Genomic DNA, 24,439 nt, shown 5'->3' with positions numbered 1-24,439 from the left:
GAAGGTCTGCCCTTCTCCAATGCCTTGAAAGGAGAGAACACCATGGCCCAGTTCGAACCTGGTCATTTGCACATCGAGCGGCACGCGTTGACCAAAGATGACGTCGACTACAACATCCGCCTCGAATACGAGGTGTCGCAGGATCCACAAAAAGGAAAAGGGATACAATTCCGGCTGCTTGGAAGCATCCAGGGCAAAGACGTCAACGAACCGTTCTTTCTGCCCAAGGAAGAGGCCTACAACTTCGCTCGCAACGTGACGCAGATTGCCGAAAAGTATGGCATCCCCAAAAGTCACAGCCAGATCGGCTCGGTGCACAAGCATTACGACTTGATGTTTGAAGACATTCGTACGCAGCTGAATATGAAATCCGGGGATCCGGTCAATCCCGAGCATTTCGAGTAACCCGAACTCACCCCCATTCCCCCTCCGGGAGCGAGCTTGCTCGCGAAAGCGCTCTGTCAGTACAGATCTTCATTGCTGATACACCGCATTCGCGAGCAAGCTCGCTCCCACAAGGGCATGTATCCAGCGGAAGAACGCGTCCGGTTTCACCATTTCCCCGCCCCAAGGCATACTTGCCACCCTCCGCACCGCAGAACACTGAACCGCCCCATGCGTATCCACGTCAGCTTCATCGACCGCGTCGGCATCACCCAGGAAGTCCTGGCCCTGCTCGGCGGGCGCAACCTCAACCTGGATGCGGTGGAGATGGTGCCGCCCAACGTCTACATCGACGCGCCGACCCTCAGCCCGCAAGTGCTCGAAGAGCTCAAGGACGCGCTGTTCCGCGTGCGCGGCGTGGAGGCGGTGACGGTGGTCGACATCCTGCCCGGCCAGCGCCGGCACCTGCAGCTCGACGCCTTGCTCGCCGCGATGACCGACCCGGTGCTGGCCCTGGACAGCGCCGGCAAGGTGCTGCTGGCCAACCCGGCGCTGATCGCGCTGTACGGCCGGGAGCCGGCGGGCGAGAGCGTCGCCGAACTGTTCAACGACCCGGGCCTGCTGGACGCCCTGCTCGAACACGGTTTCCGCCTGCCGCTGCGGGAAATCACCGTCAACGGCCAGACCCTGCTGCTGGACGCCACGCCGATCACCGACGCCGGCGCCCTGCTGACCCTGTACCAACCCAACCGCATCGGCGAACAGCTCTCGGCCCTGCACCACGACCACGCCGAAGGCTTCGACGCGCTGCTGGGCGATTCCCCCGCCATCCGCACCCTCAAGGCCCGGGCGCAGCGGGTGGCGGCCCTCGATGCGCCGCTGCTGATCCAGGGCGAGACCGGCACCGGCAAGGAACTGGTGGCCCGCGCCTGCCACGCCATCAGCGCCCGGCACAGCGCGCCGTTCCTGGCCCTCAACTGCGCGGCGCTGCCGGAGAACCTCGCCGAGAGCGAACTGTTCGGCTACGCCCCCGGCGCCTTCACCGGTGCCCAGCGCGGCGGCAAGCCGGGGCTGATGGAACTGGCCAACCAGGGCACGGTGTTCCTCGACGAGATCGGCGAGATGTCGCCGTACCTGCAGGCCAAGCTGCTGCGCTTTCTCAACGACGGCAGTTTCCGCCGGGTCGGCGGCGACCGCGAGGTGAAGGTCGATGTGCGGATCCTCAGCGCCACCCACCGCGACCTGGAGAAAATGGTCAGCGAAGGCCTGTTCCGCGAAGACCTGTTCTACCGCCTCAACGTGCTCAACGTCGAAGTGCCGCCGCTGCGCGAGCGCGGCCAGGACATCCTGCTGCTGGCCCGCCACTTCATGCAGCAGGCCTGCGCGCAGATCCAGCGCCCGGTCTGCCGCCTGGCGCCCGGCACCTATCCGGCCCTGCTCGGCAACCGCTGGCCGGGCAACGTGCGGCAACTGCAGAACGTGATCTTCCGCGCCGCCGCGATCTGCGAAAGCAGCCTGGTGGACATCGGCGACCTCGACATCGCCGGCACCTCGGTGGCGCGCCAGGCCGACACCGACGTCGACAGCCTCGAACAGGCCGTCGAAGCCTTCGAGAAATCCCTGCTCGAAACCCTCTACGTCAGCTACCCCTCGACCCGCCAACTGGCCAGCCGCCTGCAGACCTCCCACACGGCCATCGCCCATCGCCTGCGCAAGTACGGCATTCCCAACAAGCCCTGAGCGGGTGCCGCGTTCTTGCGCACGCCGTCGCCAGCAGGCTGGCTCCCACAGGAATCCAGGCTGTGCGCAACAGCCTGGACACAGCAAACATTTTGGGAGCCAGCCTGCTGGCGATGGCGCCACCAAAGGCCTCCGCAGCCCAAAAGCGACCTCCAACTGTACTGAAAGCGCTACAGCGGAACGATATCGATACACCCGCCTGCAGCCACCGCCGCGCAAGGCTTTGATCCGGTTCAGCTTTTCTCCCCGCCCCCATCTGTAGCGATTTCGCTACAGCGAGTCGATCCCAGACGCTCTCTAAACTACTTAAGTCATTGATTTAAAACGATAAATAAACATTGGCCGCGTTCTTGCTTAGTACCCATCCATAAACAAGGGCTTTATTGCCCCAGCCTTCCACCGCGTCCACCGGACGAGTCCGGCCCCTAGGAGTTTCCATGAGCGAGTTGCGTTTCACTGAAGATCACGAATGGCTGCGCGCCGAAGCTGACGGCACCGTCACGGTCGGCATCACCGCTTTCGCGCAGAACGCCCTGGGCGACGTGGTCTACGTTCAGTTGCCGGAGCTTCAGGCCTACGAAAAGGGCGCCGAAGCCGCCACGGTGGAATCGGTGAAGGCGGCCAGCGGCGTGTACATGCCGCTGGACGGTGACGTCGTCGCCGTCAACGAACTGCTCAACGACAGCCCGGAACAAGTCAACGAAGACCCGCTGGGCGACGGCTGGTTCTTCCGCTTCAAGCCGAGCGACGCCAGCGCCGTCGGCAAACTGCTGGACCAGGACGCCTACGACCGTCTGCTCAAAGCCAACGCCGACGCCTGAGGAGACCGGACATGACTCAAGTGAACCTGACCACCGCCAACGAATTCATCGCCCGTCACATCGGCCCGCGCGCCGGCGACGAGCAGGCCATGCTCAACAGCCTCGGCTTCGACTCCCTCGAAGCCCTGAGCGCCAGCGTCATCCCGGAAAGCATCAAGGGCACCAGCGTGCTGGGCCTGGACGATGGCCTGAGCGAAGCCCAGGCCCTGGCCGCGATCAAGGCCATCGCCGGCCAGAACCAACTGTTCAAGACCTACATCGGCCAGGGCTACTACAACTGCCACACCCCGTCGCCGATCCTGCGCAACCTGCTGGAGAACCCGGCCTGGTACACCGCCTACACCCCGTACCAGCCGGAGATCTCCCAGGGCCGCCTCGAAGCGCTGCTGAACTTCCAGACCCTGATCAGCGACCTCACCGGCCTGCCGATCGCCAACGCCTCCCTGCTCGACGAAGCCACCGCCGCCGCCGAAGCCATGACCTTCTGCAAGCGCCTGAGCAAGAACAAGGGCAGCCACCAGTTCTTCGCCTCGATCCACAGCCATCCGCAGACCCTCGACGTGCTGCGCACCCGTGCCGAGCCGCTGGGCATCGACGTGGTCGTGGGCGACGAGCGTGAACTGACCGACGTGACCCCGTTCTTCGGCGCCCTGCTGCAATACCCGGCGAGCAACGGCGACGTGTTCGACTACCGTGAGCTGACCGAGCGCTTCCACGCCGCCAACGCCCTGGTGGCCGTGGCCGCCGACCTGCTGGCCCTGACCCTGCTGACCCCTCCGGGCGAGTTCGGCGCCGACGTGGCCATCGGCAGCGCCCAGCGCTTCGGCGTGCCGCTGGGCTTCGGCGGCCCGCACGCGGCGTACTTCTCCACCAAGGACGCGTTCAAGCGCGACATGCCGGGCCGCCTGGTCGGCGTGTCGGTCGACCGCTTCGGCAAGCCGGCCCTGCGCCTGGCCATGCAGACCCGCGAGCAGCACATCCGCCGCGAGAAGGCCACCTCGAACATCTGCACCGCGCAAGTGCTGCTGGCCAACATCGCCAGCATGTACGCCGTTTACCACGGCCCCAAAGGCCTGACCCAGATCGCCAACCGCGTGCACCACCTGACCGCTATCCTCGCCCAAGGCCTGAGCGCCCTGGGCCTGAACGTCGAGCAGGCGCACTTCTTCGACACCCTGACCTTGGCCACCGGCGCGCAGACCGCCGCGCTGCACGACAAGGCCCGTGCCCAGCGGATCAACCTGCGCGTGGTCGATGCCCAGCGCCTGGGCCTGTCGGTGGACGAGACCACCACCCAGGCCGACATCGAGACCCTGTGGGCGCTGTTCGCCGACGGCAAGGCCCTGCCGGACTTCGCCGCCCTCGCCGCCTCGGCGCAAGGCACCCTGCCGGCGGCGCTGGTGCGCCAATCGCCGATCCTCAGCCACCCGGTGTTCAACCGCTACCACTCCGAAACCGAGCTGATGCGCTACCTGCGCAAGCTGGCGGACAAGGACCTGGCGCTCGACCGCACCATGATCCCGCTGGGCTCGTGCACCATGAAGCTCAACGCCGCCAGCGAAATGATCCCGGTGACCTGGGCCGAATTCGGCGCCCTGCACCCGTTCGCCCCGGCCGAGCAGAGCGCCGGCTACCAGCAGCTGACTGCTGAGCTGGAAGCGATGCTCTGCGCCGCCACCGGCTACGACGCGGTGTCGCTGCAGCCGAACGCCGGCTCCCAGGGTGAATACGCCGGCCTGCTGGCGATCCGCGCCTACCACCAGAGCCGTGGCGACGAGCGCCGCGACATCTGCCTGATCCCGTCGTCGGCCCACGGCACCAACCCGGCCACCGCCCACATGGCCGGCATGCGCGTGGTGGTGACCGCGTGCGACGCCCGCGGCAACGTCGACATCGAAGACCTGCGCGCCAAGGCCATCGAGCACCGCGAGCACCTCGCCGCGCTGATGATCACCTACCCGTCCACCCACGGCGTGTTCGAGGAAGGCATCCGCGAAATCTGCGCGATCATCCACGACAACGGCGGCCAGGTGTACATCGACGGCGCCAACATGAACGCCATGGTCGGCCTCTGCGCCCCGGGCAAGTTCGGCGGCGACGTGTCCCACCTGAACCTGCACAAGACCTTCTGCATCCCCCACGGCGGCGGCGGCCCGGGCGTGGGCCCGATCGGCGTCAAGTCGCACCTGGCCCCGTTCCTGCCCGGCCACGCCGAGATGGCGCGCAAGGAAGGCGCGGTCTGCGCGGCGCCGTTCGGCAGCGCCAGCATCCTGCCGATCACCTGGATGTACATCCGCATGATGGGCGGCGCCGGCCTCAAGCGCGCCTCGCAGCTGGCGATCCTCAACGCCAACTACATCTCGCGCCGCCTCGAAGAGCACTACCCGGTGCTCTACACCGGCAGCAACGGCCTGGTGGCCCACGAGTGCATCCTGGACCTGCGTCCGCTCAAGGACAGCAGCGGCATCAGCGTCGATGACGTCGCCAAGCGCCTGATCGACTTCGGCTTCCACGCCCCGACCATGTCGTTCCCGGTGGCCGGCACGCTGATGATCGAGCCGACCGAAAGCGAATCCAAGGAAGAGCTGGATCGCTTCTGCGACGCCATGATCCGCATCCGCGAAGAGATCCGCGCGGTGGAGAACGGCACCCTGGACAAGGACGACAACCCGCTCAAGAACGCCCCGCACACCGCGGCGGAGCTGGTCGGCGAGTGGACTCACCCGTACAGCCGCGAGCAGGCGGTGTACCCGGTGGCGTCGCTGGTCGAGGCCAAGTACTGGCCGCCGGTCGGCCGCGTCGACAACGTGTTCGGCGACCGCAACCTGGTCTGCGCCTGCCCGTCGATCGAAAGCTACGCTTGAGACAGGGCGGGACCGGTTCGCCGGTTCCGCCTGCACCGCAGCCCCCTGTGGGAGCGAGCCTGCTCGCGATAGCGGTATGTCAGTCAAACAATGCATCGACTGAAGCACCGCTATCGCGAGCAGGCTCGCTCCTGCAAGGGAATGCGGCAACCCAGATTCCGCTGATACCCCATAACAAGAAACCGGAGAACAACCATGTCGTTAAGCGTGTTCGACCTGTTCAAGATCGGCATCGGCCCCTCCAGCTCCCACACCGTCGGCCCGATGCGCGCCGCCGCGCGCTTCGTCGAGGGCCTGCGCCGGGACAACCTGCTGGCCGCCACCGCCTGCGTGAAGGTCGAGCTCTACGGATCCCTCGGCGCCACCGGCAAGGGGCACGGCAGCGACAAGGCCGTGCTGCTGGGCCTTGAAGGCGAACACCCGGACACCGTCGACACCGACACCGTCAGCGCCCGCTTGGCCGACATCCGCGCCAGCGGCCGCCTCAACCTGCTCGGCGAACACAGCCTCGCGTTCAACGAGAAAGAACACCTGGCGATGATCCGCAAGCCCCTGCCCTACCACCCCAACGGCATGATCTTCCGCGCGTTCGACGCCGCCGGCCTGCAGATCCGCAGCCGCGAGTACTACTCGGTGGGCGGCGGTTTCGTGGTCGACGAGGACGCCGCCGGAGCCGACCGCATCGTCGAGGACGCCACCCCGTTGACCTTCCCGTTCAAGACCGCCAAGGAACTGCTCGGCCACTGCGCCACCTACGGGCTGTCGATCAGCCAGGTGATGCTGACCAACGAAAGCGCCTGGCGCCCTGAAGCGGAAACCCGCGCCGGCCTGCTGAAGATCTGGCAAGTGATGCAGGACTGCGTGGCCGCCGGCTGCCGCAATGAAGGCATCCTGCCGGGGGGCCTGAAGGTCAAGCGCCGGGCGGCGGCGCTGCACCGGCAACTGTGCAAGAACCCGGAATCGTCGCTGCGCGATCCGCTGTCGGTGCTGGACTGGGTCAACCTCTACGCCCTGGCCGTCAACGAGGAAAACGCCTACGGCGGACGGGTCGTCACCGCACCGACCAACGGCGCAGCCGGGATCATCCCGGCGGTGCTGCATTACTACATGCGCTTCATCCCCGGCGCCAACGACGACGGCGTGGTGCGCTTCCTGCTGACGGCGGCGGCCATCGGCATCCTGTACAAGGAAAACGCCTCGATCTCCGGCGCCGAAGTCGGCTGCCAGGGCGAAGTCGGCGTGGCCTGCTCGATGGCCGCCGGCGCCTTGTGCGAAGTCCTCGGCGGCAGCGTGCAGCAAGTGGAGAACGCCGCGGAGATCGGCATGGAGCACAACCTCGGCCTGACCTGCGACCCCATCGGCGGCCTGGTGCAGGTGCCCTGCATCGAACGCAACGCCATGGGCTCGGTGAAGGCGATCAACGCCGTGCGGATGGCCATGCGCGGAGACGGCCAGCACTTCGTCTCCCTCGACAAGGTCATCCGCACCATGCGCCAGACCGGCGCCGACATGAAAAGCAAATACAAAGAGACCGCCCGCGGCGGTCTGGCAGTCAACATTATCGAATGCTGATGCCTGCGCGCATCGGCAGCAGCCCACCTTCCAAGGAGTTGAAGATGTCCACCGAACAATTGTCGAAAACCCCGCTCCACGCCCTGCACCTGGAACTCGGCGCCCGCATGGTGCCGTTCGCCGGCTACGACATGCCGGTGCAGTACCCGCTGGGCGTGATGAAGGAACACCAGCACACCCGTGAACAGGCCGGCCTGTTCGATGTCTCGCACATGGGCCAGATCCGCCTGACCGGCGCCGGCGCCGCCAAGGCCCTGGAGAGCCTGGTGCCGGTGGACATCATCGACCTGCCGGTGGGCATGCAGCGCTATGCGATGTTCACCAACGAAACCGGCGGCATCCTGGACGACCTGATGGTGGCCAACCTGGGCAACGACGAACTGTTCCTGGTGGTCAACGCCGCCTGCAAGGATCAGGACCTGGCCCACCTGCAAAAACACATCGGCGGCCAATGCACCATTGAGGCGCTGTTCGAGGAGCGTGCGCTCCTCGCCTTGCAAGGCCCGGCGGCGGTGACCGTGCTGGCGCGCCTGGCGCCGGAGGTGGCGAAAATGACCTTCATGCAGTTCACCCGCGTGAACCTGCTGGGCGTGGACTGCTTCGTCAGCCGTTCGGGCTACACCGGTGAGGACGGCTATGAAATCTCGGTGCCGGCCGCCGACGCGGAAAAGCTCGCCCGCGCCTTGCTGGCCGAACCGGAAGTCCAGGCCATCGGCCTCGGCGCCCGCGATTCGCTGCGCCTGGAAGCCGGTCTGTGCCTGTACGGCCACGACATGAACACCGACACTACCCCCATCGAAGCCAGCCTGCTGTGGGCCATCTCCAAGCCCCGCCGTGCCGACGGCGCACGGGCCGGCGGCTTCCCGGGCGCGGACAACGTGTTCACCCAGCAGCAGAACGGCGTGGCACGCAAACGCGTCGGCCTGCTGCCCCAGGAGCGCACGCCGGTGCGCGAAGGCGCGGAAATCGTCAATGAAGCGGGCGAAATCATCGGCAGCGTGTGCAGCGGCGGTTTCGGCCCGACCCTGGGCGGGCCGGTGGCGATGGGTTACCTCGACAGCGCCTATGTCACCCTCGACACGCCGGTCTGGGCCATCGTGCGTGGGAAAAAGGTGCCAATGCTTGTAAGCAAAATGCCATTTGTTCCACAACGCTACTATCGCGGCTGATTGATTGTTTCTATAAGTAACGCGATTGCGTTATGCGTGCACTAATGTGTAACGCAATCGCCATAAAACAGTGCATTGATTTAACAGCCGATTCGAATATGAACTTGGCTTATAACGATCGAAAACAATTGAACAACGCAATCGTCTAAGCCTGCGCCCGCGTACCGGTAAGTGGCGGCAAGCTCAGGAAAACCGGGGGCTTCACAGGGCTTGTTTTTCCTCCCGTAGTTGGCGTAGAGTTTGCCCACTGTGTTTGCATGGGTCAGCTTGGAATCGTGACCTGGGCAGTAGCCTACAAGTTAGCTACATCCCGTTCGACGTCTTCTTACTCTCCTGCAACCAGCCCCAGTACTCTTTCATGAGAAAGAGACTGTCATCAATTTTTGCGTCAAAGGAAATAAGAAATGTCCACACGTCAGAGCGGCACCGTCAAGTGGTTTAACGACGAGAAAGGTTTTGGTTTTATCACTCCAGAAAGCGGTCCGGATCTGTTCGTGCATTTCCGCGCCATCCAGGGCAGCGGCTTCAAGAGCCTGAAAGAAGGCCAGAAAGTGACCTTCGTTGCCGTGCAAGGCCAGAAAGGCATGCAGGCTGATGAAGTCATCGCAGAAGGCTGATCTTCTGTAACGAAAAAGCCCCTGATATTGATATCAGGGGCTTTTTTGTGCGCGCGAATCCGTAAAATGGCGCTTCATTTTCCGTCCAGAGGCTGCCATGTCGAAACACCTGCTCTCCCCCCAGGGCGACTTTCCCGCCGTCGGCCTGGGCCGTCGCCTGGCAGCGATGTTCTATGACTTCCTGCTCTGCACCGCCCTGCTGATCGTCACCGGCGGCATCTACAAGATGATCCAGGCCGCCCTCATCGGCGAGGAACGCCTGCGGGTGATGACCGATGCCGGCCAGCTGGACGGCGACCCCCTCTATTCCACCGTGCTGTTGCTGGTGCTGTTCGGCTTCTTCGCCAAGTTCTGGACCCACGCCGGCCAGACCCTGGGCATGCAGGTGTGGGGCATCCGCGTGCAGAACGCCGACGGCACCGCCATCAGCCTGTGGCAGGCGCTGCTGCGCTTCATGGTGTCGATGGCGTCGTGGCTGTGCCTGGGGCTGGGGTTCTTCTGGTCGCTGTTCGACAAGCAAAAGCGCACCTGGCACGACATCTATTCCGATACCCGCGTGGTGCGGATCCCGAAAAAGGCCAAGTGATCCTTGGCGCAGAAACGACTGCAGGAGCGAGCCTGCTCGCGATGGCGGTGCGTCAGTCGATGGATTATTTGACTGACATACCGTAATCGCGAGCAGGCTCGCTCCTGCATCACGGGCGGCCGGAACTCAGGTTTCAGGCGTTGCCGGCCAGCTTCATGCGCGCCGCCTGGGTGAAGTCCAGCATGCGCTTGAGCGGGCGGATCGCCTGCGGAATCAGCGCCGGGTCGACAAAGATCTCGCCGGTGCCCTCTTTAAGGCACTTGAGCGTGCGCTCAAGCGTGTTCATGGCCATCCACGGGCAATGCGCGCAACTGCGGCAGGCGGCGCCGTTGCCGGCGGTAGGCGCCTCGATGAAGACCTTGTCCGGGCACACCTGCTGCATCTTGTAGAAGATGCCGCGGTCGGTGGCGACGATCAGGGTCTTGTGCGGCAGCGTCTTGGCCGCGGCGATCAACTGGCTGGTGGAACCGACGGCGTCCGCCAGTTCGATGACCGACGTCGGCGATTCCGGGTGCACCAGAATGGCCGCGTCCGGGTACAGCGCCTTCATGTCTTCGAGCTGCTTGGCCTTGAACTCTTCGTGAACGATGCAGGCACCGTCCCACAGCAGCATGTCGGCGCCGGTCTGGCGCTGGATGTAGGTGCCCAGGTGCTTGTCCGGGCCCCAGATGATGGTCTCGCCGTTGTCCATCAGGCTCTCGACGATCTCCAGCGCGCAGCTGGACGTCACCACCCAGTCGGCCCGCGCCTTCACCGCCGCCGACGTGTTGGCGTACACCACCACCGTGCGCTCCGGGTGCTGGTCGCAGAACGCCGAGAACTCATCCACCGGGCACCCCAGGTCCAGGGAACAGGTGGCGTCCAGCGTCGGCATCAGCACGCGCTTTTCCGGGTTGAGGATCTTGGCGGTCTCGCCCATGAACTTCACGCCGGCCACCACCACGGTCTTGGCCGGGTGGGCATTGCCGAAGCGGGCCATCTCCAGGGAATCGGACACGCAGCCGCCGGTCTCTTCGGCCAGGGCCTGGATGACCGGATCGCAATAGAAGTGGGCAACCAGCACGGCGTCCTGAGCCTTGAGCTCGGCGGCGATGGCGGAACGGTAGTGAGCCTCTTCCTCGGCCGTCAGCGGCTTGGGCTGCTTGGCATCGAGGTGGGCTTGAACCAGAAGGCGTTCGGAAATCTGCGTCATGTTCGCAAGACCTGCAGGCGCATTCGCGCGAAAGTCGAGTATACACCCGGCTCCGGACCACTTGAGGGCACCGCCGGGAGAGTGAGTGTCATCAGGCACGGACAGCATTGAAGCTGCGCAAGGCTACAGAATATCCCGTTGATGCAAAAGATGATTCTGACCTGCGTCACGGCAGGTCGGCACCGGGTCGGGCATGCCCGAATCGCAGGCAAAAAAAAATCCGGAAATCCTCACTTGCGTGGGCCTTCCAGACTTTTTGAAACTTCGAAAATGGTGGGTCGTGTAGGATTCGAACCTACGACCAATTGGTTAAAAGCCAACTGCTCTACCAACTGAGCTAACGACCCGCTTCGTTGTGGCGCGTATAATACTGATTTTTAAGGACTATTCAACACCTAATTTGAAAAAAATCAAAAATAAGGGGTTGGATCGCTGATTCCGGCCGCTGCGAAGCCGTCTGCGCGCAGGCGGCAGCTGTCGCACTTGCCGCACGCACGGCCCTCATCGTCAGCCTGATAGCAGGAAACGGTCAGCCCGTAATTCACGCCCAGCTTCACACCGGCCTGAACGATCTGTGCCTTGCTCAGGTTCTGCAGCGGTGCCTGGATGCGGAAACCGTTGCCTTCCACGCCAGCCTTGGTCGCGAGATTGGCCATGCGCTCGAACGATTCGATGAACTCGGGACGGCAGTCCGGGTAACCGGAATAGTCCACCGCGTTGACGCCGATGAAGATATCGCGAGCCCCGAGCACTTCCGCCCAACCCAATGCCAACGACAGGAACACGGTGTTGCGCGCCGGCACGTAAGTCACCGGAATGCCCTCGCCCAGCTCCTCCGGAATGTCGATGCTGCTGTCGGTCAGCGCCGAACCGCCCATGCCGTTCAGGTTCAGGCCGATCACCTTATGCTCGATCACGCCCAGGTCACGAGCCACCCGAGCGGCAGCATGCAATTCGGCGTGGGAGCGCTGACCGTAGTCGAAGCTCATGGTGTAGCAGCTGTAGCCCTCTGCACGGGCCATCGCCACGACGGTCGCGGAGTCCAGGCCACCGGACAGCAGAATGACCGCGCGTTTTTCAGTGGTGTTCAGTTGTTCAGTCATCTCAGCGCCCCGGCTCGTCGTTCCAAAGATATTTGTGCAACTGCAACTGCAGGCGTACCGGCAGGTTGTCCGCCACGATCCAGTCCGCTAGGTCCCGTGCATTCAGGTCATGGTGGCTGGGGGAAAACAGCACTTCGCCGGCACGGCGGTCGAGGCCGTACTGGATCAGCTTGGAGACCGCCCAGTCGTAGTCCTCCCGCGAACAGATGACGAATTTCACCTGGTCGTTGGACGTCAGCAGTTCGATGTTTTCGTAGCGGTTGCGGTGGGCCTCTTTCGAGCCCGGCGTCTTCAGGTCCAGCACACGGCTGACCCGCGGATCGACGGCCGAAATGTCGAGGGCGCCGCTGGTTTCCAGCGAGACCTCGTAACCGGCGTCACACAATCGCTTGAGCAAAGGAATGGCATTGGGCTGCGCCAGGGGCTCGCCGCCCGTCACGCAGACATAGCGTGGACGGAAGCCGGCCACCTGCTCGGCGATGTCGTCGAGGGTGCGCAGGGTGCCGCCGCTGAAGGCGTAGGCGCTGTCGCAGTACTGGCAACGCAGAGGGCATCCGGTCAGGCGCACGAAAACCGTGGGCAGCCCGGCAGTCCGCGTTTCCCCCTGCAACGAGTAGAAAACTTCGGTGATTCTCAATGTGTCTTGCATAGTCGCCACGGGCGTAACAGCTAAACAGGCTGTCCGCCTCCGTCAGGCACCTCAGGCCACCCCGCCAACGCGCAGATCGCCAAAAGCGTGTTTCATGAAAAAAGGGCGTGAATTCTAACGAAAAAACCCGCGACAGGCGCGGGTTTCTTCTGAACGGGTAACGCTTTCTCAGGCAGCAGCCTTACATGCGCTGCAGATCGCGTTGGGCCAGCTGAGCGGCGGACGTGCCCGGGTATTGGGCAACCACCTGCTGCAGAATGCCTTTGACCTTGTCGGTGTGACCCAGTCGGCGTTCCACGTCAGCCAGCTTGTACAGCGAGTCCGGCACCTTGGCGTGCTTGGGGTATAGCTGCGAAACCTTGGCGAACGCCTGACCTGCGCCTTGCAGGTCGCCCTTCGCCAGGTTCACTTCACCCAGCCAGTACTGGGCGTTGCCCGCGTATTGGCTGTTCGGGTACTTGCGCAGGAACGCGGCGAAGGCCTGGCTGGCCTTGTCGAAGTCCTTGGCCTTGATCAGGTCGAAAGCGGCATCGTAATACAGCTTTTCCTTGGCCGGATCACCGGGTTCGCTGCTGGCCGCAGGCGCCTGGGCAGCAGCCCCGGCACCCGCAGCAGCACCGGCGGCAGCACTTGCATCGCCGCCGGCGGAAGAATTCTCAGGAGTCGCGGCAGGTGCAACGCCGGATCCTATGCGCCGATCAAGATCCTGGTATCGCTCCAGGGATTCCTGCTTCATGCGCGCAACCTGATTCTGCAGTTCTTCGATCACGCCTTGCTGGCGCGAAATCTGATCCTGCATCTGTTGCAGTTGGTTGAACAGCATGCCTTGTGCCGAGGCAGGGGCCGTAGCCGCTCCCCCGGCATAGGCGCCGTTCGTACCGTAACCCGCAGGCGGATAACTGCTCCCGCTACTGTTGTAACCGGAGTTGTCATCGACCACAGGAACCGCAGCCCACGCCGCAAGCGGCGCGAGGCTGAGAGCCAGGACAGTTACAGCACGACGGCACGTTCGCATATCGAATTACTTACGCAGTTCGACGCGACGGTTTTGAGCCCAGGACTGCTCGTCGTTGCCGGTGGCAACTGGACGCTCTTCGCCGTAGGAAACCAGTTCCAGCTGAGCTGGGGAAACACCTTGCAGTACCAGGTAGCGCTGAACGGCTTTCGCACGACGCTCGCCCAGTGCCATGTTGTACTCACGAGTACCACGTTCGTCGGTGTTGCCTTCCAGAACAACGCGAGCGCCGTTTGCTTTCAGGTCTTTGGCGTGAACGTCCAGAGCGCGCATGGCTTCTGGCTTCAGGTCCGAGCTGTCGTATTCGAAGTAGAAGGTGGTGATTGCGCGCAGAGCAGCTTCTTCGCTCAGGGAACCGTCAACGGCGCCGGTGTTTGCACCGTAGCCAGCGTTTGGATCGACAGCGCCTTCACCGGCGTTGTCGCCGCCCTTGGACGAGCAACCTACAGCTACGGCCATGGCCAGAGCCAGCGCAGCAAATTTACCAAACTTCAGCATTTCCATCGTGAAACTCCTAATGAACCCCAGTGTGTTAAGTAAAACGTAAAGCGCCGCGTCAGTTCAGGTAAGGGGACCAGGACGGTTCTCTGACTTCGCCTTGAGCGGTAGGAAGCGGGAGCCTCACGCGTCCGTTAATGGACACGAGCATCAAGACTCCCCGGCCCTGCTGGCGGGTGGCGTAGATTACCATGGTGCCGTTGGGCGCAACAGTAGGCGACTCGTCCAGAGTGCTATCAGTGAGGATTTTTACGCTTCCGCGCTGAAGATCCTGGGCCGCCACTTTGAAATTGGTGAAACCGTCCTGACGATGGATCATCACCAGGGTCTTTTCGTCGGCCGACAGTTTCGGGTTGGCGTTGTAGTTGCCCACGAACGTCACGCGCTCGGCACCGCCGCCACCGGCGCTGGTCTTGTAGATCTGCGGCTTGCCGCCACGGTCGGAGGTGAAGTAGATGGTCGAGCCATCCTTGCCCCAGTACGGCTCGGTGTTGATGCCGGGACCTGCGGTGACGCGGGTGATCTGGCGCGAACCGAGGTTCATCACGTAGATGTCCGGGTTGCCGTCCTTGGACAGCACGAACGCCAGGCGATTGCCGTCAGGCGACCAGGCCGGCGCGCCGTTCAGGCCTTCGAAGTTGGTGATCTGCTCGCGGCGGCCGGTGTCGATGTTCTGCACGAAGATCCGCGGACGCTTCTGCTCGAACGACACGTAGGCGATGCGCTTGCCGTCCGGGGCGAAACGCGGCGACAGGATCGGCTCACGCGATTGCAGCAGGGTCACGGCACGGGCACCGTCGTAGTCCGAACGCTGCAGGGTGTAGCGGGTGTTCTTCTCGGAGAAGCGTTCGGCCGTCACGTACAGCAGACGGGTCGAGAACGCGCCCTTGATGCCGGTGAGCTTCTCGAACGACTGGTCGGAGATGTAGTGCGCCATGTCGCGCAGCTGCTCGGTGGTGCCGGAAACGCTGCCGTCGGCCACTTTCTGCTCGGTGGCGACGTTGAACAGCGCCCATTGCACCTGCAGGCGACCGCCCGCCGGAACGATGCTGCCGACCATCATGTACTGGGCGCCCACCGCCTTCCAGTCACGGAAGATGATTTCGCTCGGCTGGCTCGGCTGGCTGATCATGTTTTGCTTCGGAATCGGCGAGTAGTAGCCCGAGTTGCGCAAATCGTTACCAATGATTTCAGCCATGTCGTCCGGCAGGACGGCACCGCCCTGGAAACCGAACGGCACGACGGCGATCGGGGTCGCCCGATCGCTGCCGCTGGTGACCAGAATGTTCTTTTCATCCGCCATCGCGATCCCTGCCATGCAGCAGACCGCGATCAGCAATCCTCGAAGAAGGTTTCTCACAAGGCTAGATCCTCAGGTGTGAATGTCATCTTGAAGGAACGATACGGAGCGAAATCGCTCGCCTTCATTCCCTGCATTTCCGTCAATCGTCCAATGTTCTTGACCGCCGCCACCGCCGAAGCGTCGAACGGACCGTCGCCGCTGGACTTGGCCACGCTGACCGTGGTCACGGTGCCGTCCGGCAACATGCCGATCTGCAGCACAACCGTCATGCCTTTGCGTGCCGAAGGCGGACGGGCCCAGCCTTCCGCTGCCCGCGCACGAATCAGGTCATCGAAACTGCCCGCGACTTCGTCGCCCTGCTCATCGGCCAAGGCCTGCTGGCGCTGCGGCGTGTCGGAAAGCAGATCTGCCAAGGCCTGGGCCTTCTTGTCTTCGGCAGACTTGCGCGCGGCGTCCTGCGCTTTCTTCTTCGCAGCGTCGGCGGCAGCTTTCTTCTTCGCTTCTTCGGCGACTTTCTTCTTCGCCTCTTCAGCTTCAGCTTTCTTCTTGGCGTCTTCGGCGGCTTTCTTCTTCGCGTCTTCGACGATCTTCTTCTTGGCTTCTTCAGCGGCCGCTTTCTTGGCCTCTTCTTCAGCAGCCTTCTTGGCTTCTTCTTCAGCTTTCTTCTTGGCTATATCAGCCAATTGTTTCTCTTCTGCCTTCTTGGCTTCGGCGGCTTTCTTCGCGTCGTCGGCCTTCTTGGCTTCGTCAGCCTTCTTCGCCTCTTCCGCTTTCTTCGCCTCGTCGGCCTTCTTGGCTTCCTCGGCCTTTTGAGCCGCTTCTTCTTTCTTTTGTTCCGCGGCCTTCACCGCTTCCTGCTCGACCTTTTTCTGCTCCATCTGCTCGACTTCGGTCTGGCGTGCGGCGGATTTCTTCGCCTCACCCGCAATCTTCTGATTGGTCTGGGTGGTCGCCTGACTTTTCGATTTCAGCTGGTACAAGGTCGCCTGGACGATCGGCTTGGCCGGCGGCAGCTCAGGCGTCAGGGCAAAACTGACGAACAGCATGCCGAACACCAGCACGTGCAAGCCGATTGCCCAGACGCTGGGCCAGAAGTAGCTTTCCGAGGCTGACGGCTCTCGCTGTGCCTGCATCAGGGGGCCTCGGTGATCAAGCCAACGTTACCGACCCCGGCTTTCTGCAGCCCGCCCATGGCGCCCATGACGGCGCCGTAGTCCACGGACTTGTCGCCGCGGATGAAGACCTGGGTGTGCTTGCCGCCTTCGTTGCCGGCACGGATGATCTTGGTCACCGCATCCGTCATCTGCGGCAGGGTCATGGCGCGGTCCTGCTGCTTCTCGGTGTCCACTTCGCTGCCCAGGTTCCAGTAGTAGGTCTTGTCGGCCTTGATGGAAATGGTCAGCACCTGGGTGTTGTTGTCCTGCGGCAAGGCATCGCTGGATACCTTCGGCAGATCCACCTTCACGCCCTGATTGAGCATCGGCGCAGTCACCATGAAGATGACCAGCAGCACCAGCATCACGTCGATGTAAGGCACCACGTTCATCTCGGCGACCGGCTTGCGCTTGTGTCGGGCTCGAGTGATTAAAGCCATTGGGATTTACCTGCTCAGTCTTCGCTGGTGTGCACTTTGCGGTGCAGGATCGCCTGGAACTCATCGGCGAAGGTGTAGTAGCGGCCCAGCAAGGTTTCGCTGCGGGCGGAGAAGCGGTTGTAGGCGATGACCGCCGGGATCGCGGCGAACAGGCCGATCGCGGTGGCGACCAGGGCCTCGGCGATGCCGGGTGCCACGGTGGCGAGGGTCGCCTGCTGGGCGCTGGCCAGGCCGCGGAAGGAGTTCATGATCCCCCAGACGGTGCCGAACAGGCCGATGTACGGGCTGACGGAACCGACTGTGGCGAGGAACGGCAGGCTCTGTTCCAGTTTCTCTTCTTCGCGGGAGATCGCCACACGCATGGCACGGGCCACGCCTTCCATCACCGCCTCAGGGTCGACGCCCGGCTGCTGGCGCAGGCGGGAGAATTCCTTGAAGCCGGCACGGAAGATCTGCTCCACGCCCGAGTCCGGATCCGGGTTGCTGCCGGCCTGGCGGTACAGCTTGGAAAGGTCGATGCCCGACCAGAAGCGCTCCTCGAAGGTCTCCAGGGCGCGTCGACCGGCGCGCAGCAGGTTGCTGCGCTGAAAGATCATGATCCATGAGGTCACCGATGCGGCCACCAGGGTCAACATTACCAACTGCACCACGATGCTGGCATTGCTGACCAGGCTCCACATGGAGGAATGGTCGACGACGTTAGCTTCCACGCTTTATCTCCTGCTTTGAGTGTGTACCCGTGCCGACCGCGTCGGCGAAGGCCGCACGCAGGTCATCGGGAAGGGCCCGGGGTTTCAAACTGTTAGTGCGCACACAGGCCACCAGAAACTGCCCCTCGCAGAGCAGCGCATTATCCGTCGCCCGCCTGACTTGCTGTCTGAAGCGCAGGCTGGCGCGGTTCAATTCGATTACATCAGCGCTTACCAGAAGCTCGTCGTCCAGTCGCGCCGGCGCGTGGTAGCGCGCTTCGCTGGAATGCACGACGAACAACAGGTCCTCCCCGGCCAGCGCCGACTGGGCGAAGCCCAGCGTCCGGAGCCGCTCGGTTCGAGCCCGTTCCATAAACTTGAGGTAATTAACGTAATACACGATGCCGCCGGCATCGGTGTCCTCGTAATAAACGCGACAACGATGTGCGAACGGCTCAAGCCCGTTTTGCGCGCGCATACTCTAGTGCTTACTCCTCGGGTTGCCAATCGGGGCAGGCAACTGTTTTTCGTTGAACGGTGGCTTCACCGCAAAAGTACCGTCCTCGGACAGCGCAAATGCGGAATAAATCGCCACACGATGTGTATCAATCGTCCAGGGCATCGAGAAACTCGTCTGCCACGGGGGGTTCGCCCATCCGCGACGGAATATTCAGGCCGAAGTGCAGGTACGCATGCCGGGTCACCACCCTGCCCCGCGGCGTGCGCATGATGTAGCCCTGCTGGATCAGGTAAGGCTCCAGCACGTCCTCGATGGTGTGACGTTCCTCGCTGATGGCCGCCGCCAGGCTGTCGATCCCCACCGGCCCGCCGTCGAACTTCTCGATCATGGTCAGCAGCAGCCGCCGATCCTGGTGGTCGAAGCCATGCTCGTCGACATCCAGCAGGTTCAGCGCCAGATCGGCGACGGCCTTGGTGATGTGCCCCTTGGCCCGCACTTCGGCGAAGTCCCGCACCCGGCGCAGCAGCCGGTTGGCGATCCGCGGCGTGCCGCGGGCGCGGCGGGCCACTTCGAACGCCCCGTCCGAATCCAGCGGCAAGCCCAGGATGCCGGCCGAACGGCTGACGATGGTCGCCAGGTCCGCCGTGCTGTAGAACTCCAGGCGCTGGACGATCCCGAAACGGTCGCGCAACGGGTTGGTCAGCATGCCCGCCCGCGTGGTGGCGCCCACCAGGGTGAACGGCGGCAGGTCGAGCTTGATCGAACGCGCCGCCGGCCCTTCGCCGATCATGATGTCGAGCTGGAAATCTTCCATGGCTGGGTACAGCACTTCCTCGACGATCGGCGACAGACGGTGGATTTCGTCGATGAACAACACATCGTGCGGCTCAAGGTTGGTCAACAGGGCCGCCAGGTCCCCCGGCCGTTCGAGCACAGGCCCGGAGGTGCTCTTGATCGACACGCCCATTTCCTGGGCGATGATGTTGGCCAGGGTGGTCTTGCCCAATCCCGGCGGGCCGAAGATCAACGTGTGGTCCAGGGACTCGCTGCGCCCGCGCGCGGCCTGGATGAACAGCTCCATTTGCTCGCGCACGGTCGGCTGGCCGATGTAGTCGGCCAGACTGACGGGGCGAATCGCCCGATCCTGGACTTCTTCGCGCTCACGCGGACTGTGCGTGGCGGCGATCAGACGATCAGCTTCAATCACTTAAATCATTCCCTTCAGGGCGCGTCGGATCATGTCTTCACTGCTCAAGCCTTTCTCCTTGATCGCGGAAATCGCCTTGCTCGCCTCCTGCGGCTTGTAGCCCAGGGAAATCAGCGCGCTGACCGCGTCGTTCTCGGCGTGGTTGACCGGCGCCGGGCCGTCCGGCTGGTTCGGCACCAGCGCAAACATCGCCGGCACGGTCTCCCAGGCCTTGAAGCGGTCCTTGAGCTCGACCAGCAGACGCTCGGCGGTCTTCTTGCCCACGCCCGGCACCTTGGTCAGGGCCGAGGTGTCCTGGGACTGCACGCAGCGGATCAGCTCGTCCACCTCCAGGCTCGACATCAGGGCCAGGGCCAGTTTCGGGCCGACACCATTGAGACGGATCAGCTCGCGGAAAAAGTCTCGCTCACGCTTGCCGGCAAAGCCATAGAGTAACTGCGCGTCCTCGCGAACGACCAAATGGGTGTGCAAGGTCAGCGGTTCACCGACCGACGGCAGGCGATATAGGGTGGTCATGGGCACTTCCAGCTCATACCCGAGGCCGTTTACATCCAGAATCAGGTGCGGCGGCTGCTTTTCAGCCAGGGTGCCGCGCAAGCGTCCAATCACGTTTCAGATCCTTGAGCGTTGGCCAGCCCATGGCTGGCGGGGGCCGGAACCGGGGAGGCGGGCCGACGGCCCGGGCGCTCGGCCCCCATTCCGGAAAATTGACTGCTGATGCTATCAGAGACGCAGGCGCCCGCCACGACTGCGTGCCGCCCCCAACCCGTGGGGCAGCAGGCTGGCACGGGTGTGCGCATGGCAAATGGCGATGGCCAGGGCGTCCGAGGCGTCGATCTGCGGTTTGCTGGTGAGCTTGAGCATGTGCATGACCATCATCTGCACCTGCTCCTTGTTCGCCGCACCGGTGCCGACCACCGCCTGCTTGACCTGGGTCGCCGTGTACTCGGCGATCTCCAGGCTTTCCTCGGCGCCGGCCACGATCGCCGCGCCCCGGGCCTGGCCCAGCTTCAGCGCCGAGTCGGCGTTGCGCGCCATGAACACCTTTTCGATGCCCATGGTCACGGGGCCGTAGGTCTGGATGATCTCCCGCACACCGCGGTAAACGATCTGCAGCCGTTCGTGCAGCTCGCCGCCGCCGGTGCGGATGCAGCCGGAGGCCACGTACACGCAGCCGCGTCCGGTGTCGCGGACCACGCCGTAACCGGTGATGCGCGAGCCGGGGTCGATTCCAAGGATTAAAGTCATAACGCCTGCGGGTTCGAAAAATCCACGAAATTCAAGATAACGCATTACGAATGCGGGAGCCGGCTTGCCGGCGATGACGTTGTGTCAGGCGACATCAATGCTTGATGCGCCGACGCCATCGCTGGCAAGCCAGCTCCCACAGGGCTCAATGCAGGACTTCAGTTGAGTTGGGCGGCCACATCTTCCGGGATGTCGGCGTTGGAGTAGACGTTCTGCACGTCGTCCAGGTCCTCGAGCATGTCGATCAGCTTGAGCACCTTCTCCGCGCCTTCCAGGTCCAGCTCGGCGCTGGTGGTCGGCTGCATGACGATTTCCGCGTCGTCGCCCTTGAAGCCGGCGGCCTCCAGCGCGTTCTTCACGGCATAGAACCCGGAGAACGAGGTGAACACCTCGATGGAACCGTCCTCATGGGCGACGACGTCATCGGCGTCGGCTTCCAGCGCCGCTTCCGTCAGGGCATCTTCGTCGACGCCCGGCGCGAAGCTGATCTGGCCCTTGCGCTCGAACAGGTACGCCACCGAACCGTCGGTGCCGAGGTTGCCGCCGCACTTGCTGAACGCATGGCGCACGGCCGCTGCGGTGCGGTTGCGGTTGTCGGTCATGCACTCGACCATCACCGCCACGCCGCCCGGGCCGTAGCCTTCGTAGGTCAGCTCTTCGACATTGTCGGCCTCGGTGGCGCCTGCGCCGCGGGCGACAGCGCGATCGATGATGTCGCGACTCATGTTCGCGCCCAGGGCCTTGTCCAGGGCCAGGCGCAGACGCGGGTTGGAGCCCGGGTCGCCGCCGCCCTGCTTGGCCGCCACGGTCAGCTCACGGATCCACTTGGTGAAGATCTTGCCTCGTTTGGCATCCTGGCGTTCTTTGCGGTGCTTGATGTTCGCCCACTTGGAATGACCTGCCATATCTCGCTCCGAATTCTCTTTGACACATTGCCCGCCCCGCGAAGCCGCGCCGGCCGGCAAACAAAAATTTCGACCTGTTTTCCAGTCCTTGCAGAATGAAAAAAGGCGCATCCGAAGATGCGCCTTCAGGCCCGTCTTACTCAGCCTTTGGCGTTTCGCGCAAACGGATGTGCAGTTCGCGCAGCGCCTTGGCGTCCACCAGACCCGGCGCCTGCGTCATGACGCACGCCGCGCTCTGGGTTTTCGGGAAGGCGATCACTTCACGGATCGACTGGGCGCCGGTCATCAGCATTACCAGACGGTCCAGGCCGAAGGCCAGGCCACCGTGCGGCGGCGCGCCGTACTTCAGCGCGTCGAGCAGGAAGCCGAACTTCTCTTCCTGTTCCGCTTCGTTGATGCCCAGCAGGCGGAACACCGCCTGTTGCATTTCCTTGCGGTGGATACGGATCGAACCGCCGCCCAGCTCGGTGCCGTTCAGGACCATGTCGTAGGCGCGGGACAGTGCGGTGGCCGGGTTGGCCTCCAGCTCCTCCGGCGTGCACTTCGGCGCGGTGAACGGGTGGTGCAGCGCGGTGAAGCTGCCGTCGTCGTTCTCTTCGAACATCGGGAAGTCGACGACCCACATCGGCGCCCACTCGCAGGTCAGCAGGTTCAGGTCGTGGCCCAGCTTGATGCGCAGCGCGCCCAGGGCTTCGCTGACGATCTTGGCCTTGTCGGCACCGAAGAACACGATGTCGCCGTCGACCGCGCCGACGCGATCGAGGATCACGTTCAGATTGGCTTCAGGAATGTTCTTGACGATCGGCGACTGCAGGCCATCGACACCGGCGGCGCGCTCGTTGACCTTGATGTACGCCAGGCCCTTGGCGCCGTAGATGCCGACGAACTTGGTGTAGTCGTCGATCTGCTTGCGCGGCATGCTCGCCCCGCCAGGGACGCGCAGCGCGGCGATACGGCATTTCGGATCGTTGGCCGGGCCGCTGAACACCTTGAATTCCACGTCCTTGAGCTGATCGGCAACGTCCACCAGTTCCAGCGGAATACGCAGGTCAGGCTTGTCGGAACCGTAGCGGCGCATGGCCTCTTCGAAGGTCATGTGCGGGAACTCGCCGAACTCCAGACCCAGCACTTCCTTGAACAGGGCGCGGATCATGCCTTCGGTCAGGCCCATGATGTCCTTTTCATCGAGGAAGCTGGTCTCGATGTCGATCTGGGTGAATTCCGGCTGACGGTCGGCGCGCAGGTCTTCGTCGCGGAAGCACTTGGCGATCTGGTAGTAGCGGTCGAAGCCGGCCACCATCAGCAGTTGCTTGAACAGCTGAGGCGATTGCGGCAGCGCGAAGAACGAACCGGCGTGGGTACGGCTCGGCACCAGGTAGTCACGGGCGCCTTCCGGCGTCGCGCGGGTCAGGATCGGCGTCTCGACGTCCAGGAAGCCGTTCTCGTCCAGGTAGCGGCGGATGCTGGTGGTCATGCGCGAACGCAGACGCAGCTTCTCGGCCATTTCCGGGCGGCGCAGGTCGATGAAGCGGTAACGCAGGCGGGTCTCTTCGCCGACGTCGGAGTATTCGTTGAGCGGGAACGGCGGGGTTTCCGCCTCATTCAGCACTTCCAGCTCGTAGCCCAGCACTTCGATCATGCCCGAAGCCATGTTCGCGTTGCCGGCGCCGGCCGGACGCAGGCGCACCTTGCCGGTGATCTTGACCACGTATTCGCTGCGCACGCGGTCGGCGGCGGCGAAGGTCTCGGCGCGGTCCGGGTCGAAGACCACCTGGGCCAGGCCCTCACGATCACGGATATCGAGGAAGATCACCCCGCCGTGGTCGCGGCGACGGTGAACCCATCCGCAAAGGGTAACTTCCTGGCCTTCCAGGCTTTCGTTCAGTTGGCCGCAATAATGGCTGCGCATCATGGTAGTGGTTTCGCTTCTCGTAATTCGAAATTCGGTGGAGATCCTGCCGCACCCAAGCGGTGTGCCGACGCCGGAAACTCGCGCGTGTCGTTCGACCCAGGCCCTAAACCCTAGTCAGATTTGTCGCCACCGGCCAGATTCTTCTTCGCGCCGGTCTTGAAATCGGTTTCGTACCAACCGCTGCCACTCAGGCGAAAACCGGGCATGGACAGCAGCTTCTTGAGTGCCGGCGCCTGACAGGCCGGGCAATCGACCAGCGGTGCGTCACTGATCTTCTGAATGGCTTCCAACTGATGACCACAGGAAGCACATTGGTAATCGTACATCGGCATGGCGGGGTGTCTCGGCGAACAGGTTGCCGCCGCATGCAGGGCCGTGCGGCGAAAGGGCGGGATTATAGCCATTAAATTCGCCCTGTGCAGCCGTAGACTGCACAGGGCGGATCAGCCTCTCAACACGGGGGCGATGCCGCGCCCGTCGGGGCCTTGAGCCCGCGCATCACGCACACCACCCGCACCAGCGCGCTGAAGTTCTTCACGCCGCCGTGCCGCAGATGCACTTCCCGGTCCACATGGGAGAGCAGCGCATTGACCGAACATGCGTTGTCCTGCGCCATGCCGCCGAGAATGTTCCAGTAGACCTGCTCCAGCCTCAGGCACGTCGCGAATCCGTTCAGACGCACGGACCGGGACAACGGCCTGATCAATGCCATGTCGAGGCCGTCGTCAAACGGGTCGACCTTCAGTTTCCCCTGCGCGGCGACCGTCCTGTCGCTTCGCCTGTCTCCATCTGCCATATCGTTGACACTCCTTTGCCATCTCTACGTTTTGCCAGGGACAATCTCTGCCCCCTCATAGAAACGCAGCCGCAAAGTTATATCCAGATGACTATTTGACCGTCGCCGTAGGATA

The 24,439-nt window shown here is 63.4% G+C and carries 25 protein-coding genes and 1 tRNA gene; 8 read left to right on the top strand and 18 right to left on the bottom strand.

The features are described 5' to 3' along the window. The first annotated feature begins 42 nt into the window (after window positions 1-42). From CAG41_RS04850 to CAG41_RS04815, 8 genes are all read left to right on the top strand, one after another. Window positions 43-405, top strand: a complete 363-nt coding sequence (locus tag CAG41_RS04850; protein ID WP_085693922.1) for a DUF5064 family protein — start codon at window positions 43-45, stop codon at window positions 403-405. Between the two features lie 210 nt (window positions 406-615). Beyond that, the gene (locus tag CAG41_RS04845; protein ID WP_085580497.1) at window positions 616-2,124 is read left to right on the top strand and encodes a sigma-54-dependent transcriptional regulator; all 1,509 of its coding nucleotides are present in this window, start codon (window positions 616-618) and stop codon (window positions 2,122-2,124) included. A 437-nt stretch (window positions 2,125-2,561) separates the two neighbouring features. After that, window positions 2,562-2,945, top strand: a complete 384-nt coding sequence (gcvH, locus tag CAG41_RS04840; protein WP_085580495.1) for a glycine cleavage system protein GcvH — start codon at window positions 2,562-2,564, stop codon at window positions 2,943-2,945. A gap of 11 nt (window positions 2,946-2,956) precedes the next feature. After that, window positions 2,957-5,809 (top strand): aminomethyl-transferring glycine dehydrogenase, encoded by a 2,853-nt coding sequence (gcvP, locus tag CAG41_RS04835; protein WP_085706747.1) that lies wholly within the window; start codon window positions 2,957-2,959, stop codon window positions 5,807-5,809. 195 nt (window positions 5,810-6,004) lie between these two features. Next, a complete protein-coding gene (locus tag CAG41_RS04830; protein ID WP_085580491.1) occupies window positions 6,005-7,381 on the top strand; it encodes an L-serine ammonia-lyase in 1,377 nt (458 codons plus the stop codon). A gap of 44 nt (window positions 7,382-7,425) precedes the next feature. After that, the gene (gene gcvT, locus CAG41_RS04825; RefSeq protein WP_085580489.1) at window positions 7,426-8,550 is read left to right on the top strand and encodes a glycine cleavage system aminomethyltransferase GcvT; all 1,125 of its coding nucleotides are present in this window, start codon (window positions 7,426-7,428) and stop codon (window positions 8,548-8,550) included. Between the two features lie 404 nt (window positions 8,551-8,954). Next, on the top strand, window positions 8,955-9,167 hold the full coding sequence (locus CAG41_RS04820; protein WP_085580487.1) for a cold-shock protein: 213 nt from the start codon (window positions 8,955-8,957) through the stop codon (window positions 9,165-9,167). Between the two features lie 97 nt (window positions 9,168-9,264). Further along, window positions 9,265-9,753: an RDD family protein gene (locus tag CAG41_RS04815; RefSeq protein ID WP_085580485.1), complete on the top strand. Its 489-nt coding sequence runs from the start codon at window positions 9,265-9,267 to the stop codon at window positions 9,751-9,753. 133 nt (window positions 9,754-9,886) lie between these two features. On the opposite strand, the gene nadA is transcribed toward CAG41_RS04815, so the two are convergent. The 18 genes from nadA to CAG41_RS04725 form a co-directional block, all read right to left on the bottom strand. Continuing rightward, window positions 9,887-10,945: a quinolinate synthase NadA gene (gene nadA, locus CAG41_RS04810; RefSeq protein ID WP_085636610.1), complete on the bottom strand. Its 1,059-nt coding sequence runs from the start codon at window positions 10,943-10,945 to the stop codon at window positions 9,887-9,889. A gap of 271 nt (window positions 10,946-11,216) precedes the next feature. Further along, window positions 11,217-11,292 (bottom strand) — tRNA-Lys (locus tag CAG41_RS04805). A 63-nt stretch (window positions 11,293-11,355) separates the two neighbouring features. Then, complete coding sequence (gene queC, locus CAG41_RS04800; protein ID WP_085629538.1) at window positions 11,356-12,048, bottom strand: 7-cyano-7-deazaguanine synthase QueC; 693 nt, start codon at window positions 12,046-12,048, stop codon at window positions 11,356-11,358. A gap of 1 nt (window position 12,049) precedes the next feature. Beyond that, the gene (gene queE / locus CAG41_RS04795) at window positions 12,050-12,697 is read right to left on the bottom strand and encodes a 7-carboxy-7-deazaguanine synthase QueE (RefSeq protein ID WP_085580478.1); all 648 of its coding nucleotides are present in this window, start codon (window positions 12,695-12,697) and stop codon (window positions 12,050-12,052) included. Between the two features lie 181 nt (window positions 12,698-12,878). Further along, window positions 12,879-13,712, bottom strand: coding sequence for a tol-pal system protein YbgF (gene ybgF, locus CAG41_RS04790; RefSeq protein WP_085580476.1), 834 nt, complete (start codon window positions 13,710-13,712; stop codon window positions 12,879-12,881). Between the two features lie 6 nt (window positions 13,713-13,718). Continuing rightward, complete coding sequence (gene pal / locus CAG41_RS04785) at window positions 13,719-14,216, bottom strand: peptidoglycan-associated lipoprotein Pal (protein WP_003178634.1); 498 nt, start codon at window positions 14,214-14,216, stop codon at window positions 13,719-13,721. Between the two features lie 52 nt (window positions 14,217-14,268). Further along, window positions 14,269-15,528, bottom strand: coding sequence for a Tol-Pal system beta propeller repeat protein TolB (gene tolB, locus CAG41_RS04780; RefSeq protein ID WP_225927298.1), 1,260 nt, complete (start codon window positions 15,526-15,528; stop codon window positions 14,269-14,271). Window positions 15,529-15,566: 38 nt separating this feature from the next. Next, window positions 15,567-16,646: a cell envelope integrity protein TolA gene (gene tolA / locus CAG41_RS04775; protein ID WP_085580472.1), complete on the bottom strand. Its 1,080-nt coding sequence runs from the start codon at window positions 16,644-16,646 to the stop codon at window positions 15,567-15,569. After that, a complete protein-coding gene (gene tolR, locus CAG41_RS04770) occupies window positions 16,646-17,098 on the bottom strand; it encodes a protein TolR (protein ID WP_170929939.1) in 453 nt (150 codons plus the stop codon). The genes tolA and tolR overlap by 1 nt, the downstream gene beginning before the upstream one ends. Window positions 17,099-17,121: 23 nt before the next feature. After that, window positions 17,122-17,817 (bottom strand): protein TolQ, encoded by a 696-nt coding sequence (gene tolQ, locus CAG41_RS04765; protein WP_085580467.1) that lies wholly within the window; start codon window positions 17,815-17,817, stop codon window positions 17,122-17,124. Continuing rightward, window positions 17,807-18,274, bottom strand: a complete 468-nt coding sequence (gene ybgC, locus CAG41_RS04760; RefSeq protein ID WP_085580465.1) for a tol-pal system-associated acyl-CoA thioesterase — start codon at window positions 18,272-18,274, stop codon at window positions 17,807-17,809. Before ybgC ends, tolQ begins: the two co-directional genes overlap by 11 nt. A 127-nt stretch (window positions 18,275-18,401) precedes the next feature. Further along, window positions 18,402-19,463, bottom strand: a complete 1,062-nt coding sequence (gene ruvB, locus CAG41_RS04755) for a Holliday junction branch migration DNA helicase RuvB (RefSeq protein ID WP_085629536.1) — start codon at window positions 19,461-19,463, stop codon at window positions 18,402-18,404. Then, window positions 19,464-20,072 (bottom strand): Holliday junction branch migration protein RuvA, encoded by a 609-nt coding sequence (gene ruvA / locus CAG41_RS04750; RefSeq protein WP_085580461.1) that lies wholly within the window; start codon window positions 20,070-20,072, stop codon window positions 19,464-19,466. It lies immediately after the preceding gene. Window positions 20,073-20,186: 114 nt separating this feature from the next. Further along, on the bottom strand, window positions 20,187-20,711 hold the full coding sequence (gene ruvC, locus CAG41_RS04745; protein ID WP_085580459.1) for a crossover junction endodeoxyribonuclease RuvC: 525 nt from the start codon (window positions 20,709-20,711) through the stop codon (window positions 20,187-20,189). A gap of 158 nt (window positions 20,712-20,869) precedes the next feature. After that, the gene (locus CAG41_RS04740) at window positions 20,870-21,616 is read right to left on the bottom strand and encodes a YebC/PmpR family DNA-binding transcriptional regulator (protein ID WP_085580457.1); all 747 of its coding nucleotides are present in this window, start codon (window positions 21,614-21,616) and stop codon (window positions 20,870-20,872) included. A gap of 136 nt (window positions 21,617-21,752) precedes the next feature. Continuing rightward, the gene (aspS, locus tag CAG41_RS04735) at window positions 21,753-23,528 is read right to left on the bottom strand and encodes an aspartate--tRNA ligase (RefSeq protein WP_085580455.1); all 1,776 of its coding nucleotides are present in this window, start codon (window positions 23,526-23,528) and stop codon (window positions 21,753-21,755) included. Window positions 23,529-23,638: 110 nt separating this feature from the next. Then, a complete protein-coding gene (locus tag CAG41_RS04730) occupies window positions 23,639-23,860 on the bottom strand; it encodes an FmdB family zinc ribbon protein (RefSeq protein ID WP_085580453.1) in 222 nt (73 codons plus the stop codon). A 119-nt stretch (window positions 23,861-23,979) separates the two neighbouring features. Next, the gene (locus CAG41_RS04725) at window positions 23,980-24,324 is read right to left on the bottom strand and encodes a ribbon-helix-helix domain-containing protein (RefSeq protein WP_085580451.1); all 345 of its coding nucleotides are present in this window, start codon (window positions 24,322-24,324) and stop codon (window positions 23,980-23,982) included. Window positions 24,325-24,439: the final 115 nt, after the last annotated feature.

Source organism: Pseudomonas sp. B35(2017) (assembly GCF_002113645.1).
Taxonomy (GTDB): domain Bacteria; phylum Pseudomonadota; class Gammaproteobacteria; order Pseudomonadales; family Pseudomonadaceae; genus Aquipseudomonas; species Aquipseudomonas ekonensis.
Note: the sequence above shows the minus strand (reverse complement) of the source record. Positions and strands in the feature narration are given on the sequence as shown.